This window comes from Paenibacillus taichungensis (genome assembly GCF_003287275.1).
GTDB classification, from domain to species: Bacteria; Bacillota; Bacilli; order Paenibacillales; family Paenibacillaceae; genus Paenibacillus; species Paenibacillus taichungensis_A.
On the sequence record NZ_QEVW01000012.1, the window covers coordinates 308824 to 326843 of the forward strand.

Here is an 18020-nt window from a genome sequence, read left to right on the forward strand (position 1 = left end):
GGATGGCCCCGGGCATACCATAGAGAACGCAATTTGGGAAAAGGAGGCACGAACATGCGTATACGCCTCATCATGTTATCCATCATGGTCATTCTTCTGGGAGGAAGTTATGCTCCTGCTCAGTTATGGGCTTCTTCAAGCCCGCAAACCGAACCTGCTTCGAAATCTGATTCTCCTGAAGAAGAACAGTTGACGCTGGGACAACTCAGACAGAAATATGCAGATACGTTCAAAACCAATGGCCCCTCAACAAAAAAGGTTGCTCTGACTTTTGATGACGTACCTGATCCCCGTTTCACCCCGCAGGTCCTGGATATTTTAAAAAAATATAAGGTGCGGGCTACGTTTTTCATCGTGGGACATCGCGCTGAGAAACATCCGGATTTAGTGAAACGCATGGTGAAGGAAGGGCATATTGTTGGCAATCACAGCTACAATCACCCGGAGTTCAGTAAGTTATCCATGAATGCATTTCGCAAACAAATCTTACATACCGGGGACATTATTCGAAATCTGGTGGGTTACACTCCCAAAATGATTCGTCCACCTTATGGTGACATTAACGAGCAACAGCTGCAATGGGCTGCTAAACAACATTACAGCATTGTGAACTGGAACGTCGATTCTCTGGACTGGAAGGGCCTCACCAAAGAGGAAGTCAAACAAAACATCCTGTCCGCCGTCAAACCGGGTTCCATTGTGCTTCAGCATGCAGGTGGAGGTGTAGGATCGAAGCTAAATGGGTCCATCGAGGCGTTGCCTGAAGTTATCGAGGAATTGCGAAACCGCGGGTATGAGCTGGTGACTTTGGACGAAATGCTGGAACTGCCAAAGGGTAAATAGGTCAAGGAATTCAGAAGTCGGATTTTACAAAAGGGTGTTCTTCAATCACGATATCGTGATTGAAGAACACCCTTTATTGTTTAATTTAGATGTAGTTGGAGTCACATATGATGATGTGCAGCTAAGCTTTGATTTTATTTCAAAATGTAAAGTTCAACATCCTGAATACCAAAGGTATTTACGGATTGCTTGCTGCCAGGAATAAAGATATCAATCTTGTGCCCTTTTATGGCACCACCCACATCACGAGCCGTAGCGACGAATGCCTGTTTGGGCAGTCCTGGATGTGTATGACCTGTCACCAGTACCTTTGTACCCAATGGAATAATACTCGGGTCTACTGCGATCGTGCCCAGTTCAAGCGGATTACCGAAGTAATCTACAGCACCCCATCCTCCATTTTCAGAAGCATCAGAAGAGTATGCCGTTGCTTTGACGTCAACAGTTTTGCTGTAATCAAACGTTTTTCCCCAGGCTTGTACAACTTTACTATCTGCATTAACGTCAAGGCTTGCGGCAGTTACCGTTTTAGCTGCTGCAGCAGAAGCTGTGTTCGTTGTTTTACCAGGGATCGTGATTTTCAAACCACCATAAATGTTGTAGGCTGAAATGTCATTATTAGCTTTAATAAGAGCGTTAAGTCCAACTCCATATTGTTTGGATAAGGTGTAGAAGGTATCCCCCTCTTTGGCCACATGAACTGAATCAGCATGAGCCGGAACGGCCTGAATGAGCATTGCTGCTGTCAGCAAAGCTGTTGCTGTTTTGGCTATACGTTTCTTGTTAATCATGGTCTTCCTCCCTCATTATGCCTGCGAAGTTAGTTGTCGGATTCGGATGGAGGAAACCACCCTATAGGTTCAATTACATTAATAATTTTATGTAGCCCTAATTCACCCCAAGCCGTGTGCAAATGAATCTTCCCCAAGCACACTCTGCATCGTTACATCCCCCACACTCCCAACTCCGGAAGTTTCGGCAGGAACAAATATATCACAATTTTGTAACCAAGAGTCGTAGTAAATGTTACCATCTCGCTAATTCACTTCAATACTTTTGCTGAATTCAAGCGGTTTTTTCAAAAAAATGTCTATTTGAGCTTATATCGTTGATGACAGAAACGTTACTTTTTATGTATATCTGTAAGTATCCTCCCATAACAAACAATCCCTGCCGACGGGTCGTCGGCAGGGATCTATGAGGTGATGAAATTCTCATACGCAGTATAGATTTTGCATTTTTATCCTAATCTTCATCCTTAATAACTTGGATGGATTAGAGCACTTTAGCAAGGAAGTCACGTGTACGTGCATGCTTGGGCTCGCCAAACACTTCGGCAGGCGTTCCTTCTTCTACAATTACCCCGCCATCCATGAACAGGATACGATCTCCTACTTCACGTGCGAAGCCCATCTCATGCGTTACTATTACCATAGTCATTCCGCCCTCTGCAAGCCGCTTCATGACATCCAGTACTTCACCGACCATTTCAGGGTCCAGTGCTGAAGTAGGCTCGTCAAACAGCATGACATGCGGCTGCATCGCAAGAGCTCTTGCAATGGCTATCCGTTGTTTTTGTCCACCGGACAGCTGATTTGGATAGGCGTCTTTTTTGTCAAAGAGGCCAACCGTCTTGAGCAAATCTGCGCAAATTTGTTCCGCTTCGTGTGCAGATTGTTTTTTCACTTTAATGGGAGCAATCGTAATGTTCTGCTGCACCGTTTTGTGCGGGAACAGATTGAAATGCTGGAATACCATCCCCATTTTTTCACGAGTTGCATTAATGTTATGTTTGGGGTTAGTAATCGACACACCTTCGAAATTAATTTCACCGGAAGTTGGCTGTTCCAGCAGATTCAGGCAGCGCAAGAAGGTACTTTTCCCCGATCCGGACGGACCGATGACCACGACAACCTCGCCTTTGCCAATTGTTACGTTAATGCCCTTGAGCACATCGTTATTTCCATATGATTTGTGTAATTGTCTAACGTCTATCACTTGCACTCAACTTCCTTTCCAGTCGACCCAGCAGCTTGGACAAAATGAACGTCAGCACAAAGTAAATGGCCGCTGCAATCAGGAATGGATTCATTCCTTGGTACGTAATGTTTTTGACTACACTTGCTTGGTACATAATGTCCACCATACCAATAACTGAGATGATGGAGGATTCCTTGATAATGGTCACGAACTCATTACCGATCGCCGGCAACACCGCTTTGAACGCTTGTGGAAGCACAATGAAGCGCATTGCCGCACCTCTGCCCATTCCCAGGGAACGAGCTGCTTCCAACTGGCCTCGATCCACACCCTGAATACCAGCCCGGAAAATCTCGGCCAGATAGGCACCACTATTGATGGATAGTGTGATAATCCCCGCCTGAAGAGCCGAGAAATTAATCCCAAAGGTCAATGAAACACCGTAATAGATAATCATCAATTGTACCAGCATTGGCGTCCCGCGAATGACCTCAACGTAAGCTGTTCCGATCCAACGCAGAATTGAGACGTCATGCAGACGGAACAGACAGATGATCAACCCGATAATTACCCCGAAGATTACACCGAGTGCAGACAATAAGAGTGTGTAACCTACACCTGTTGCATAAAAGCTTTTGTACTGCCAGAATACTTCGAAAATGTTTTGTTTACTTTTCTCTACCATCAACTTACTTGCTTCAGTAACCATCTGATCGATTTTATTTTCGCTTTTCAGACGCTCGAGCGTCCCGTTCACTGCATTCAGCAATTCCGTATTGCCCTTGCGAATCCCGATTGCCGCTTCGGCCTGCTCTTCATCCGGAATAGCCGGAGCTAATCCAATCACATCATCCAGGTAACCGGCAGCTACCGTATCCTCAACGATTGCAGCATTTACACGATTGGTCTGCAATTGCAGTACGATATCAGATATTTTATCAAGTGCTGTCAGTTTTGCGCCTGGGATTCCCTGGCCAATCGTTTCCTGAATGGAGCCTTTTTGGACACCAATTTTTTCATTTTCCAGATCTGCCATGGTTGGATATTTATCTTTATCCGCATTGCGAATCATGATGACTTGCTTGGATTTATAATAGGTATCGGAGAAGTCAATGCTTTGTCTACGATCATCCGTTGGCGTCATTCCCGAGATGACCATATCCACACGACCACTCTGCAACGCAGGAAGAAGTCCGTCAAAACCCATATCCTCTATTACAAGTTCTACGCCAAGATCCGCAGCAATTTCTTTAGCAATCGAAATATCAAATCCGACAATTTGGTCTTTACCATCAATCACTTTATGGAATTCATATGGTGCAAAATCGGCACTTGTACCGAGCACCAGCTTTTTACTGCCTGAATTGTTTGTAGTTCCCGTTGCGAACGCAACAGGTGCAACCGTAGTTAGCACGACCACAAAAGCTAGCAGCATCATGGTGTAACGACTAATCAATTTCAACCCTGTTCTCCCCTTATAATACTTTGTATGCTTTCTGTTGTTGATGCCTGAGTCATTATAAAGTAGAATGCATGATTATGCAATGCATTTCGACAGGATTCGATTCCATCTCATTTCTGAAAAATAACCGCAACTATGATATAATTATTGAATTATTTTCATTTTTGCTTAAGGAGTCCACCATGACACATACCAAAACACAAATTCTAACTGTTATTGACCAATATGCTTCCCGTTTTAAGGAGATTTCATCATACATTGGTGCCAATCCCGAACTTGGTAACGAAGAATACCTTGCCTCTGCTCGGTTAAAAGAAGAACTTGCCTACCATGGTTTTTCCGTAGAAGCTCCTGTCCTTGGTTTGGACACTGCATTTATCGGTACGTATGTTGCTTCCAAACCAGGCCCGACTATTGCCCTGTTATGTGAATACGACGCACTTCCCGAAATTGGTCATGCTTGTGGGCACCATCTAATCTGTATGATGAGCCTCGGAGCTGCGGTAGGTCTGAAGTCCATACTGGATGAAGTCGGCGGAACATTAAAAGTGTTCGGTACACCAGCGGAAGAAACGCGTGGAGCCAAAGTGCCTATGGCTGAAGCAGGATTGTTTGATGACTGTGATGTCGCACTAATGGCGCACCCTTATTACGCCTATGAGAAATCTGGCAGTTCCCTGGCTATTGATGCTGTACAATTTGAATTCCATGGGAAATCTTCACATGCTGCTGCAAGTCCACATGAAGGCATTAATGCCTTGGATGCGGTGATCCAGACGTTTAATGGCATTAATGCATTCCGACAACAAGTGAAAAGCACGGTTCGTATTCACGGGGTTATCAATAGCGGAGGACAGGCAGCCAATATTATTCCTGACTACGCTTCTGCTCAATTCTATGTACGTGCCTCAACGAGAAAAGAGTTGAATATTCTCACTCAACGTGTAATTCAGATCGCGGAAGGTTCTGCTCTGCAAACGGGATGCCGGCTTGTTACATCCAATTATGAGACTTCCTATGATGAGATGGTCACGAATGAATCGTTATCTGCTGCTTTTAGTGCTAATCTGCTTGAACTCGGCATTTCTCAAGAGGAGATCGTGAGTGGTAACGACCATGGTTCCATGGATATTGGTAACGTATCCTTGCGTTGTCCTGCGATCCATCCTTATATCCGTGTTGTGGACGAAGTTCATACGCTTCATTCCATTGAATTCCGTGATCTGGCGCTTCAGGAACGGGCCCTGGATGGTATGATACTTGGAGCCAAGGCAATTGCTGCAACTGCTTATGATGTTCTTACACAGCCTGAATTGCTGCATACCATTCAAACAGAATTTAAGCAAGCAAGTCGCTAAGTTTTTCGCAAACTGCTGCGTATTAACAGTAGGGTGTTCTGTAGGACCTGAATTTGGGGTCTTAAGGAGCACCCTTTTAGTTTTATCATAAATACGTATATACGGACACAAGCTGGAGATGCTGTGAAAAGAAAACGTTGAAAAATGTTGAAACCCTTACATTTAGCAACCATACTTATGGTTCATCTGCTCTCTAACTTGGTTATTTATAGCTATAACTTTATCTTGAGTTCAGGAGGTGTTGTCATGCTGCTCGAAGCGATGTATCACGTTCCCCGCGATAAATGGGCTTACGCTTATAATCCCTCGACGATTCATCTGCGTGTACGAACGAAGAGAGACGATGTACAATATGTGACTGCACTGACTGGTGATAAATACGATTGGAATGGAACATATAAGGAAATTCAATTAGAAAAAGCCGCTTCTGACAGTATGTTTGACTACTGGGAAACTGCAGTTAAGCCCAAATTCAAACGTCTGACTTACATCTTCCGTATTACCGCCGGCACCGAAAATATTTATCTGGCTGATAACGGAATTCATTATGCTCACCCGTACCCTACAGGAGGATATTATGAATTTTCCTACATTCATGAAATCGATGTATTCAAGGTTCCCGAATGGGCCAAAGAAGCCGTGTTCTACCAAATCATGACGGAAAGGTTTGCTAATGGAAATCCCGATCTTAACCCCGAAGGAACTCAGGAATGGGGCGGCCGACCTGAACTGGATAACTACTTTGGCGGAGACCTGCAAGGTGTTCTCAATCACCTGGATGATCTGACTAAACTCGGTGTTAATGCCATTTATTTTACCCCGCTGTTCCAAGCAAACTCCTACCATAAATACGATACCGTTGATTATAAAAAAGTAGACCCTCAATTCGGGAACAATGAAATGCTCAAAAAAGTAGCAGAACAATGTCATCGCCGCGGAATCCGTGTCATGCTAGACGCAGTTTTTAACCATTGCAGCGAAGACTTCCCTCCTTTTCAGGATGTCCTGAAGAATGGCAAAAACTCCAAATATGCAGATTGGTTTCATATCAATGAATATCCGGTGCAGATCAAGGATGGTATTCCAACCTACGATACATTTGGGTTTTATGGCAATATGCCCAAGTTCAACACGGCCAATCCCGAAGTAAAAGACTATTTGCTTGATGTGGCTGAATACTGGATCAAAGAGATTAAACTCGACGGTTGGCGGCTCGATGTTGCGAATGAAGTGGATAACCATTTCTGGCGCGATTTCCGCAAAGTAGTCAAAACCGCTAATCCGGAAGCCTATATTGTAGGCGAAGTTTGGAGTGATTCTCTGACCTGGCTCATGGGAGATCAATTTGATTCCGTGATGAACTACCCTTTTGCTGACAAGGTGCTTGAGTTCTTCTGTGGTTCAATGGATGGTTATAACTTCGCTAACGAGATGGGATCTCTGATTATGCGCTACCCGCAGCAGACGAATGAAGTCATTTTCAACATGCTGTGCAGTCATGACACACCTCGTCTGCTTACCCGGGCTGGAGAAGATAAACGCAGATTAAAACTGTCGGTTGTGTTTCTTTTCACTTATATCGGTACACCCTGTATATTTTATGGAGATGAGGTTGGTTTACGCGGAGAAGGTGATCCGGATTGCCGTAAATGCATGCAATGGGATCCTGCCAAGCAAGATAAGGAGCTTTATGACTTCTACCGTCTGATGATTGATTTGCGGAAAAGTAATGAAGCTCTGCGCAAAGGCCGCTTCCGTTTTTTGAAGGCCGATCACAACGATCCATGCATCATTTATGAACGTATGGATGACAGCCTTCATTTTACGGTGTGGATGAACAATACTCCGCAAGAACGTACCCTGTCACATCCGATGGAAACCAAGGACTGGAAGGATGCTCTAACCGAAGATGCTGTTGTTCCCACCAATGGAATGATGAATATTAAACTTGATCCTTACGGATACCGTATTTTGTATAGACAATTGGAACCGAGCTAACCGAGCTAATACCTGCCAGAAACTCCTGAAATATTGAACGACCTTTTTTATCATCGGATGCTTCAGGAGTTTCTGACAAAGAGCAGAGTTTAAGGCTATAATTTCGTCGTTTTCAAATCTCCTTTTGCATCTATGGTTATTTTCCACCGCGTAGAATTTGGACCAAGCATGACAATTTCATTTACTAATTGAAATAACGTTCCATTATTATCTTTAACCAGATCAACGACTACGTTTTTCCCATTCGTAAAAGGACTTGCGCCAAAGAGATAACGTCCCGTCGCACTTGCCGCAACCATCAGCATGTTATCTCTTATGATGTTGCCCTCCACCGTATTATTAACAATATCCAGATGCACAGCCCACCATGTTCCCTCATATTTTAAGCGATTTCCAGTTACGATATTGTTCGAGCCACGCAATTGAATACATGTCCCTTTTCCTGCAACTGAATTATGAGAAAAGGTACAATCATTATGCAAACTGACCATCCGGTCAGGATTGGTCGTCTCAAAGCCGGGCTCAATGATGTTGCTTGATGCAATCACTCCATTGGCAAGATCCATGGCTATGCCTGCTTGAGCAATGTAATTGCCTTTCACGATTATATGACCATCCGCGACAATTCCCCAGTGTTTTCCTCTTGGAATAATGATGTTGTCTGAAATAATTCCAATGTCCATATCTTCTGCACCTGTACTGGTTTTCGCTTCAATGGCAGCAGTAGCGCTTGGTCTTGAAATGGTGTCGATCAGGTTGCCCTGGATAACAAACAGATGATTGCTCAGTCCGTTGGGATTGTATCGGGAGGGAGAGAAAGAAACTGAAATGACTGAAGTGATTTTAATATCCTTAAAGACATTGGAGGTTACAAAGGCTCCTTCAAAACCGATAAGCCCCACACCAAAAGCTGTTCCAATCAGGCTATTGCCATGTATATGCAGATTTTTGGCTCCAGTCTCGCCTCCCTCATTGTTACAGGTAATCCCGCCGCCGACCGCAGGCATATTATTCACTTGTTGTCCGCCTGAAAAAACAACATAATCTGAATCACTGGATAATACAGGAGTATGAAGAAAGTTATCGGTGATCGAAACATGCCATGTGCCCTTGACCAGAATGCCATCCCCAAGATACCGGTAACAGTCATTCTCGCGAATCACTACAAAAACCAAATGACTCCGAACTGCAATCGGTTCTTCTCCCAAGTGATGAAGCTTATTGTTTCTTATCACAACATTTCGGGCGGGATTGTCTTGACTGCTGGAACCATTCACTCCGATCCCATCGGTAAATTTACTAATATCGTTATGCTGCAATAGTACATTGCTCGAATTCCCGATGCTAAGCCCTGTCTTGTTTTTACTCCAAGCTGCTTGAGTGGTACGAACCAAAGTTAAGCCACTAATCTCGACATGATTGCTTCCTTCAATTCGGATTCCCTGATCCGAGACCTCCAATATTGCACCTGGTAATGCCTTGATGATGACAGATCTGCCACTAAACGTATAGAACCAGCCCGTCTTAACAACTTTATAGTGCCCTGGCGTAAATAATAAAACATCACCTTCCTGTGCTGAGTCAAAAAAAGCTTTGATCTGGGCTGTCTGATCGCTTCCATCTCCGGGCGCAAAACTCCTCACATTAATAAAGCTGCCTGTTAGCGTGGATTGCACGGCAGTAATATTTCCCATGATCTGTCCAAATATTTCATTCATTTTGACGGCATTATATCCGTCGGCACTGCTTAGAGCTTGTAAATTCGGATTGTAAGTAGAGGTAAAATTAATGTAGTTGTTCATTTTAAATTCGCCTCCTCTTATGATCGTACAAAAAAAGCCACAGTACGAATATACTGCGGCTCATTAGTGCAAATCTATTATACAGATTCAAGTGTTATGCGGCGATAAATATCCATATACTCTTCAGCTGAGACGTTCCAGCTGTAGTCTCCGCTCATTGCATTTTTTACAATCTTTTTCCAGTGATCTGGCTGACGGTAAAATTCTTCTGCACGACGAATGGTGTTCATCATATCATGGGCGTTAAAGCTGGTAAAAGAGAATCCATTCCCCTCACCGCTGAATTCATTGTATGCCTGCACCGTATCGTTCAGACCCCCTGTTTCCCGGACAAGTGGCACACTGCCATAACGGAGTGCAAGCAATTGGCTAATGCCACATGGCTCGAACCTCGATGGCATCAAGAATAGATCACTGCCGGCATAGAAACGGCGGGATAACCCATCATTGAAGGTAATCTGAGCAGACATTTTCAGCGGATAACGATTAGCTGCCTCGCGGAACCAGTGCTCATAAGCCGGATCCCCGGTACCCAATACAGCGAATTGAATATCGTCATAGTACAATAATTCATCCAATACACGACATACCAAATCCAAACCTTTGGAATCCACTAGCCTTGTAACCATCACCATAAGTGGAGCATCCGGACGTACTGGCAATCCTAATTCCTTTTGCAGCTCGATCTTGTTCTCGATTTTCTTGGACAGGCTGGTTCTGTATTTAACCGCAATTTTATTGTCCGCTGCGGGGTTGTAACTCTTGGTATCAATACCGTTAACAATCCCACTGAAACGATCCCCCAATGAACTGAGCAATCCATCCAGACCATAGCCATAGTAGGAGGTTTGTACTTCCTTGGCGTAGGTAGGGCTGACGGTTGTTACATGATCCGCAAAAACGACTCCTGCTTTCAGGAAATTGACATTGCCATAATATTCTGCCCCATCCACCGTGAAATACCGATCATCCAGCTCAAGCAGATCACTGAATAAATCATGTGGAAACACACCTTGATATAACAGGTTATGTATCGTAAAAACCGTTCTCATTTCACTGTAAAAAGGATCATGAGCATAGTGAGCTTCCAGTAGTAAAGGAATCATACCCGCGTGCCAATCGTGACTGTGCAGCACATCCGGCTTGAATTCAAGTTGCGGCAACACCTCGAGAACAGCACGGTTGAAGAAGGCAAAACGCTCTCCGTCATCCATATAACCATACACGCCATCCCGTCCAAAATAGTATTCATTGTCCACAAAGTAGACAGGAATCCCGTCATGGACCAGCATCTCTACTCCACAATACGGTCTGCGCCAACCAAGAGGAACATCTGTCGTGATGACAGGCTCCATTGCCTCTTTATACTCATCCGGAATGCCCTTATATTTGGGTAAAATGACACGAACATCTGCCCCACTCTTCTTTAATGCCTGTGGTAATGCGCCGATGACGTCAGCAAGGCCTCCTGTTTTGATAAATGGATGTACTTCAGCAGCAGCAAATAGAATATTCATGCCTTCGTCCTCCTTTTGGGTTTAACTGTAGTGCCGTTTGTTGTTTTACTGGTTTTCGTGGTACTGGCTTTTGCTCTGACGGATTGAACTTCAAGGGGCAATGCATCCGTTTTCCGACGTGTGTTCTTTTTTAGAATAACTACGCTTAGCGGTGGCAGAACAACTTCCAAACTATGTGGTTGCCCATGAAAAGGAATCTTTTCAGTAGTAAGCTGCATATCATTGATAATGCCTGATCCGCCGTAATCGGAATGATCACTGTTCAGAACTTCGGTATACATACCGGGACGCATGACACCAATCCGGTAACGCTCCCGCTTGACCGGCTGAAAGTTAATGAGCACAAGGAGTGTATCCGTAGGTTTTTTTCCTTTGCGCACATATGAAATGACACTTTGGTCATGATCATCCGGAGTGATCCATTCATAACCGTCAAAGGAATGATCAAGCTCCCACAAAGCTTTTTCGCCAAAGTATAACTCGGACAGTTCCCGTTCAAACTTGTGGAGTTTACGGTGACTGTCGTAGTTCAGCAAAAACCAGTCCAGTTGATCTTCATCTTTCCATTCGATAAACTGGCCAAATTCTCCACCCATAAACAGCAGTTTTTTGCCTGGGAATGTCATAAAGTACCCCATGAAGGCACGCATGCCGGCAAACTTCTGCTCGTATGTTCCTGGCATCTTGTCTAGGAGCGACTTTTTGCCATGAACGACCTCGTCATGAGACAGAGGAAGCACGTAATTTTCAGCAAAGGAGTATACGACCGGGAATGTCAGCAAATGATGTTTGGAAGGACGTTCGTGAAAATCCGATTCCATGTAATCAAGTGTATCGTTCATCCAACCCATGTTCCATTTGTAGTTGAAACCTAACCCACCCTGATCTACTGGTGAAGTAACCATTGGCCATGCACTGGATTCTTCTGCCATCATCAACGCATAGGGAAAGTACTTGAAGACTGCTTCATTCAACTGCTGCAAAAAAGCAACAGCTTCCTTGTTTTCCAGGCCACCTTCGTTATTCGTTCGGTATTGTCCTGGCTGCTTTTCAAAATCCAACTTAAGCATACTGGTTACGGCATCGACTCGAAGTCCGTCGAAATGGTACATCTCCATCCAGTACAACGCATTAGAGATCAAAAACGAACGAATTTCAGGTTTAGAGTAGTCAAAGCTAAGTGTGCCCCAACCTGGTCTCTCTGCTAACAATGGATCTGCATATTCATACAAAGGCGTTCCATCAAACAAACGCAAGCCATGAGCATCCTTGGCAAAATGTGCGGGGACCCAATCGAGCAACACACCTATGCCTGCCTGATGTAGCGTATCAACCAGATACATCAGATCTTTAGGTTGCCCATAACGGCTAGTTGGCGCAAAAAATCCTGTATTCTGATAGCCCCACGAAAGGTCGTAAGGATGCTCACTCAGGGGCATCATCTCAACATGGGTATATTTCATCTCCAATAAATAAGGAACAAGCAAGTCCGCAAGTTCACGATAACTGTAGAGAGTTCCGTCTTCTTTCCGTTTCCAGGTTCCAGCGTGCATTTCATAAATATGTAAAGGTTTGTTATACACACCTCGTTGTTTGCGTCTCCATGCGCCATCATTCCATTGGTAACCTTCAATGGAGCTGGTGACAGAGGCCGTACGCGGACGAACTTCGGCCTGAAAAGCATAAGGGTCCGCTTTGAGCAATTCAGTACCATCTTCCGTTAATATACGGAATTTGTATAAAGTTCCTTCACTGATTTCCGGAATAAAACGACTCCAAAATCCAGAATCGGGTATCTTATATAAAGGTTCCTGTTCACCTTTCCAACCATTACGGTCTAAAGCCAGTCCGACTTCTGTGGCATTCGGAGCCCACACGGTAAAACGATACCCCTGACGATGATCCTCGATCGCAGGCTGTGCGCCCATTATTCGATAACTGTGATGAAGGTTTCCTTCATGAAACAAATAAATGTGCTCCGGCGAAATTTCCGGGTTTGTTAACGGTTGAATGGCCAAGAGATCACCTTCTTCTCCAGAAAATAGATATAACATTAACCATTACCCCATTCTAGCCAAGTTGAAAAGAAAAATGCGGTGTGTAAAAAAATGTTGTAATTTTTCAGAATTTTTACAGTATACATCGTTTCAATAGCTCCGCATTACGTTTATGTATGTACTACACTGGACAAATATTTTGGGAGGGAAACGATTATGTTTAATAAAGATTGCATCGCTATGCTGTTGGCGGGAGGAGAAGGGAAGCGATTAGCCCCTTTAACCTCAAGTATCGCAAAACCCGCTGTACCGTTTGGCGGGCACTACCGGATTATCGATTTTCCTCTCAGCAACTGCGTAAACTCAGGCATCGACACCGTAGGTGTTCTGACGCAGTATCAAGCTGATTCATTACATGATCACATTGGTGGAGGAGAACCTTGGGGACATGGTACTTCAAGTGAGGCAGGAATTTCCTTACTTCCATCTTATCATACAGGAAATGACGAATACTTGGGAACCGCGGATGCTATTTATAAAAATATTGACTATATTGACCAACAAAACCCCGAAAATGTTCTAATTTTGTCGGGTGACCATATCTATCATATGAATTATCGTGAAATGCTGGAAGCTCATACCGCTAATGAAGCGGTAGCGACGATTTCCGTTATGGAGGTTCCATGGGAGGAAGCGCATCGCTTCGGCATTATGGCAGCGGATGAGCATCTGAGAGTTACAGAGTTTGCCGAGAAACCGGCCGAACCGAAAAGTAATCTGGCTTCCATGGGCATTTACATGTTCAAATGGGAATACCTGAAGCGCCACTTGCTCGAAGATGCCGCTAATCCGGAATCCAGCCATGACTTCGGTAAAGATGTGATTCCTCAAATGTTAAATGAGAATACCCCTCTCTTCGTATATAACTTCAATGGTTATTGGAAAGACGTGGGTACCGTGAAGAGTTTATGGGATGCGCACATGGATCTGCTTCATAATGATGAAGACTGGAGCCTGCAAAAAGAAGACTGGCCGATGTTTACTCGTGACTGGAGAACTAAGCCAAGTGCATACAAAGCACGTCAGACGCGTGCTGAACTCCTGCACTCCATGATCCATGAATCCTGCAATATGGATGGCCGTGCTGAACGCTCTGTTATTTTCTGCGGAGCCGAGGTCGGTAAAGGTTCTGAGGTTAAAGACAGTGTGATCATGCCGAATGCACGGGTTGGTCGCGGTGTTCACATCGAACGTGCCATCATTGGTGAAGGTGCCATTATCAAAGACGGTGCCATTGTTAAAGGCACGGCGGATGAAATCGTGGTTGTCGGACCAAATGAGATTGTCTCCGCCAAACCGGCTGTGCGCACACAACCTGTACGTATGCTGAAAGATGTTTATGAAAAAAGCGGGCGTCTGCGCGCTGGTGAACTTTCTTCATAAGCTTAAAGAAAAGGCGAGCCTATATGGCTCGCCTTTTTGATGCGTTAAATTCAGACATTATTTCAAACAATATACGTAGACTTAACGTTTCCAACAGGCTTAAGTTCTTCCCTTATCAGACTGTGTCTTCTGGGCCTGTGTCTCCTGCACCTCTTCAGCGTTGCTGATATGCTCAGGAGCTTCACCTGCCACAGTCTCTTCCTCAGGCAGTGCTGGCAAAGAAACGGTCACCGTGGTTCCCGAACCCAGCTCACTCTGAATTGTGATCGTACCTTCATGCAGTTCCACAAGTTCCTGCGTAATCGCAAGACCCAGCCCTGTTCCCCCGTTTTGGTGATTGACCTGGAAGAAACGATCACGTACTTTGATGAGATGTTCTTCACTGATACCGATACCTGTATCCTGAACAGCAGCTATGATCTGGCCCTTCTCTTCTTTAACAGAAAGGAAAATCCACGAATTTTCATGAGAAAATTTAATCGCATTGTCCACAATGTTCAGGAAGACTTGTTTCAGTCTGTTACCGTCTCCAAATACGTTAAACGCACGTGTCTCATCCGTGTCCAGCTTGAGATGTACTTGCTTTTGCTCTGCTTTGGCCCAGACGTTCAACATCGTTTCCTGAACAATTTCTCGAATGCTGACCGAGCCTTTTACAAGCTTCATCTGATTTTGCTGCAATTTGGAGAAATCAAGCATTTCTTCAACAAGACCAATTAATCGCTCGGTTTCTTTGGAGATAATGCTCATTCCAATTCTCGTCTCATCGGGATCGTACCCGCCTGAATCCAGTGTTTCGCTCCAGCCTTTGATACTGGTCAGAGGTGTCCGCAATTCATGCGAAATAGATGAAATAAAATCGTCTTTTATCTGGTTACTGCGTACAATCTCATGAGCCATGAAGTTCAAAGTAGATGCCAGTTCACCAAGCTCGTGTTTGTAATTCCCCTTAACTCTGACATCCAGACGTCCTCTTGCCATTTGAGCCGACACCGCTGTAATGTTATTGAGGGGTCGCACAATTGAATTCGCCATTCCAATACTGATAATTAAAACAATGACTAGTACAGCCACACCTACAGCAACGGCAAGCAGGCCCATAACCAGAAGCTTGGAGTTAACCATATCCAGCGAGGTTAGATACCTCACAATATAAGTATTTTCGCCACCCAAATCTAGCTTGTGGGATACAGCCATGACTTGCTCACCCGTAAGGGGTTGTCTTCCCACCCAACGACCAATGCTTCCGTTCATGGCCTGTGATATATCGCTTGTTTGAAGAACGGCATGCTCCGACTCAAAAGCAGTTGAACTAGCCAGGACTCGGCCATCCATATCAAGGATTTGCAGCTCAGTACTACCCAATTGTAAATTAGCGAGCAAATACGATAAATTATTAGCTTCATCCGTACGAGATAATGTTTCTTTAAAATCGTTCGTCGATGTGATCTGCTGATTAATCGTATTATAAATACTCTCGTAATAATACCTTTGCACTGCAATCAAAAATACGAATTCCACCAACAGCAGAGCCAGAAAAACTACAATGAAGTAATGTAGTACGATCTGCCGTGTAATGCCTTTTTTGATCATTGATCCCGGCCCTTCCATTTGTAACCGTGACCCCATACAGTCTGCAGGTATTCAGGCTCGGAAGGATTGTTCTCAATTTTCTGGCGCAGGCGGCGAATGTTTACGTCCACGATTTTGGGATCACCCATATACTCTTTGCCCCACACGTGATCCAGCAGCACATCTCGACTAAGCGGCGTGTTTTCTTTTTCCAGGAAAAATTGAATCAAGGAAAATTCAGTTGGTGTTAACTCAATTAATTCATTTTGTTTCTTGAATTGCTTGGAGATCAGATCCAGCGAGAATGGTCCTGACTGGAATGTTACCTTTGCAGCCGTCTCCCGGTGAACATTGACCCGGCGAAGCAAAGATTGAATACGTGCAATCAGCTCGGTTGGACTGAACGGCTTACTTACGTGATCGTCTGCTCCAACAGATAGCGCATATACTTTGTCCTGCTCCTGAACTTTGGCTGTCAGAAAAATAATACCTAGACGTTCATTCGTTTCACGGATCCGTCGACACACTTCAAAACCGTCAATTCCAGGAACCATAACATCCAGCAAAGCCAAGTCAATATCTGGTACGGATTGCAGAATGCGAAGCGCTTCATGTCCGTCCCCCGCTTCAAGCACTTCGAACCCGTTTCTCTTCAAATTGATAACAATAAAACTGCGGATGGATTCTTCATCCTCAAGAATAAGTACTTTACTCATTTAGTTCTTCCTTTCTGTTCAGGTGCGACATATTGTCCAGTAATCCACCATCGTTATTCGCAGATTGTGCGCTACGATAAGCAATCACTCGATCATTTGATTTGGTAATTTCTTTCCACCCTTTACCTTTGTCTTGTTCCCACTGCGTAAGTGTGAAATATTTAATTTCACCAACCGTTTCATCCGTATCAATCATTTTGAAACGAATATATTTGCCCTTTTCCGATTTGGTATCTATTGTAACTTTTCCATACCAATCCGTTTTCAGGTTAAGATGGAATGCATTCGCTTCATCACGATACTGGAAGGATACAAAATCTTTCCCATCCTTACCATTCCATTGATAGAAAGTATAGAACCACATCCGAGCATCAAATACGTAATGTTCCCAGCCTCTGGGCGTTTCCTTTAATCCAAATTCAATAATACCATCATTATTAAAATCACCGCTTAAAATTTTGTCATCTCTGTATGTTTGATCAGGGGAATTGAATGCATATACTAATTTGTTGTCCTTTACATAAACAATTTGTGTAAAGGTACTTCGGTCGTCCAATTCGGCATCCAATACGAAGCCCACTTTATCTTTGGCAATTTGACCACCAAGTGCATTATAGAATTCTTTTACTGTGTAGTCCGTCTGTATACGGTCCACTTCTTTGAAGCTGCCATCATCATATTGATATAGGGCAATGGAGGCAAATCCGCTGGTATTGAGCGAAACGATTGCAAAATCATTTTTTTTGTCCCCGTTCAGATCCAAAGGGTTCCCTTGCAAATCATCAATGATTAACTCATTATACGGTACTCCGCCCATCACTTGTTCAAGGGCCCCTCCCTTATAGGAATAGGCCATTAAGGCTTTCTGTGCTTCAAGACTCACTCCAAGAACAATATCAGGATTGCCATCGTTCGTGATGTCCAGAAGTTTAAACGATTGCAAGGTATTTCCCGGAACATCAAAAGTCAGTTTTTTCACCCAGGTATCACCCTGCTCTTCGAGAAGCATGCCATGAATCCGTACATTTTCGCTCGGAGTTTCGTAGAAAACAATGGCTTCTCGGGTTCCATCCCCATCCAAATCTGCCACCCGTATCATGCTTGTATTGTTCAAATCTTTGGGACGAATTAATTGGCTTTCAGGAGGTTGTTCTTTCTGAACAATTGTAAGAAGTCTCTCCTTGTCCATCGACATCATGGGTTGTTTCATTAAAAGCTTGGGATCACTCAGGACAGTACATCCGCTAAGGACTGAACCGAGCAAGATACTCACTGCTCCCCCCGCTAACAGGCGTCCCCACCGTGAATTAAGCAAATTCATCACTCTTTTCA

General features: G+C 44.2%; 13 protein-coding genes and 1 riboswitch. Of the genes, 4 read left to right on the forward strand and 9 right to left on the reverse strand.

Annotated features, from left to right (window positions below; all coding sequences use genetic code 11):
- Window positions 1-54: 54 nt before the first annotated feature.
- A complete protein-coding gene (locus tag DC345_RS19560; RefSeq protein ID WP_113054488.1) occupies window positions 55-843 on the forward strand; it encodes a polysaccharide deacetylase family protein in 789 nt (262 codons plus the stop codon).
- Between the two features lie 134 nt (window positions 844-977).
- Here DC345_RS19560 and DC345_RS19565 read toward each other — a convergent pair whose 3' ends face one another.
- The 3 genes from DC345_RS19565 to DC345_RS19575 form a co-directional block, all read right to left on the reverse strand.
- Window positions 978-1634 (reverse strand): 3D domain-containing protein, encoded by a 657-nt coding sequence (locus tag DC345_RS19565; protein WP_113054489.1) that lies wholly within the window; start codon window positions 1632-1634, stop codon window positions 978-980.
- Window positions 1635-1636: 2 nt separating this feature from the next.
- Window positions 1637-1834: riboswitch (cyclic di-AMP (ydaO/yuaA leader) on the reverse strand.
- A gap of 284 nt (window positions 1835-2118) precedes the next feature.
- Entirely contained in the window at window positions 2119-2841 is a 723-nt protein-coding gene (locus DC345_RS19570) for an amino acid ABC transporter ATP-binding protein (RefSeq protein WP_113054490.1), read from the reverse strand.
- Window positions 2828-4285, reverse strand: coding sequence for an ABC transporter substrate-binding protein/permease (locus DC345_RS19575; protein ID WP_113054491.1), 1458 nt, complete (start codon window positions 4283-4285; stop codon window positions 2828-2830). Before DC345_RS19575 ends, DC345_RS19570 begins: the two co-directional genes overlap by 14 nt.
- 182 nt (window positions 4286-4467) lie before the next feature.
- Here DC345_RS19575 and DC345_RS19580 point away from each other — a divergent pair, with 182 nt between their 5' ends.
- Both DC345_RS19580 and DC345_RS19585 read left to right on the forward strand, forming a co-directional pair.
- Window positions 4468-5643: a M20 family metallopeptidase gene (locus tag DC345_RS19580; RefSeq protein ID WP_113054563.1), complete on the forward strand. Its 1176-nt coding sequence runs from the start codon at window positions 4468-4470 to the stop codon at window positions 5641-5643.
- A gap of 246 nt (window positions 5644-5889) precedes the next feature.
- A complete protein-coding gene (locus DC345_RS19585) occupies window positions 5890-7641 on the forward strand; it encodes an alpha-glycosidase (RefSeq protein ID WP_113054492.1) in 1752 nt (583 codons plus the stop codon).
- A gap of 95 nt (window positions 7642-7736) precedes the next feature.
- Here DC345_RS19585 and DC345_RS19590 read toward each other — a convergent pair whose 3' ends face one another.
- The 3 genes from DC345_RS19590 to glgB all read right to left on the reverse strand — a co-directional run bounded on the left by DC345_RS19590 (window position 7737) and on the right by glgB (window position 13014).
- Window positions 7737-9443 carry a right-handed parallel beta-helix repeat-containing protein gene (locus DC345_RS19590; RefSeq protein ID WP_113054493.1) on the reverse strand — a complete coding sequence of 569 codons (1707 nt, stop codon included), beginning with the start codon at window positions 9441-9443 and terminating at the stop codon, window positions 7737-7739.
- 77 nt (window positions 9444-9520) lie between these two features.
- Window positions 9521-10960 carry a glycogen synthase GlgA gene (glgA, locus tag DC345_RS19595; protein WP_113054494.1) on the reverse strand — a complete coding sequence of 480 codons (1440 nt, stop codon included), beginning with the start codon at window positions 10958-10960 and terminating at the stop codon, window positions 9521-9523.
- Entirely contained in the window at window positions 10957-13014 is a 2058-nt protein-coding gene (glgB, locus tag DC345_RS19600) for a 1,4-alpha-glucan branching protein GlgB (protein ID WP_258530720.1), read from the reverse strand. The genes glgA and glgB overlap by 4 nt, the downstream gene beginning before the upstream one ends.
- Window positions 13015-13173: 159 nt before the next feature.
- Between glgB and DC345_RS19605 the strand changes: the two genes are divergently transcribed.
- The gene (locus DC345_RS19605) at window positions 13174-14400 is read left to right on the forward strand and encodes a glucose-1-phosphate adenylyltransferase (protein ID WP_113054495.1); all 1227 of its coding nucleotides are present in this window, start codon (window positions 13174-13176) and stop codon (window positions 14398-14400) included.
- Window positions 14401-14499: 99 nt separating this feature from the next.
- Here DC345_RS19605 and DC345_RS19610 read toward each other — a convergent pair whose 3' ends face one another.
- The 3 genes from DC345_RS19610 to DC345_RS19620 are packed head-to-tail and all read right to left on the reverse strand — an operon-like array spanning window position 14500 to window position 18009.
- Complete coding sequence (locus DC345_RS19610) at window positions 14500-15993, reverse strand: sensor histidine kinase (RefSeq protein ID WP_113054496.1); 1494 nt, start codon at window positions 15991-15993, stop codon at window positions 14500-14502.
- The gene (locus tag DC345_RS19615; protein WP_063562821.1) at window positions 15990-16688 is read right to left on the reverse strand and encodes a response regulator transcription factor; all 699 of its coding nucleotides are present in this window, start codon (window positions 16686-16688) and stop codon (window positions 15990-15992) included. The genes DC345_RS19610 and DC345_RS19615 overlap by 4 nt, the downstream gene beginning before the upstream one ends.
- Complete coding sequence (locus tag DC345_RS19620; RefSeq protein WP_181586654.1) at window positions 16681-18009, reverse strand: hypothetical protein; 1329 nt, start codon at window positions 18007-18009, stop codon at window positions 16681-16683. Before DC345_RS19620 ends, DC345_RS19615 begins: the two co-directional genes overlap by 8 nt.
- Window positions 18010-18020: the final 11 nt, after the last annotated feature.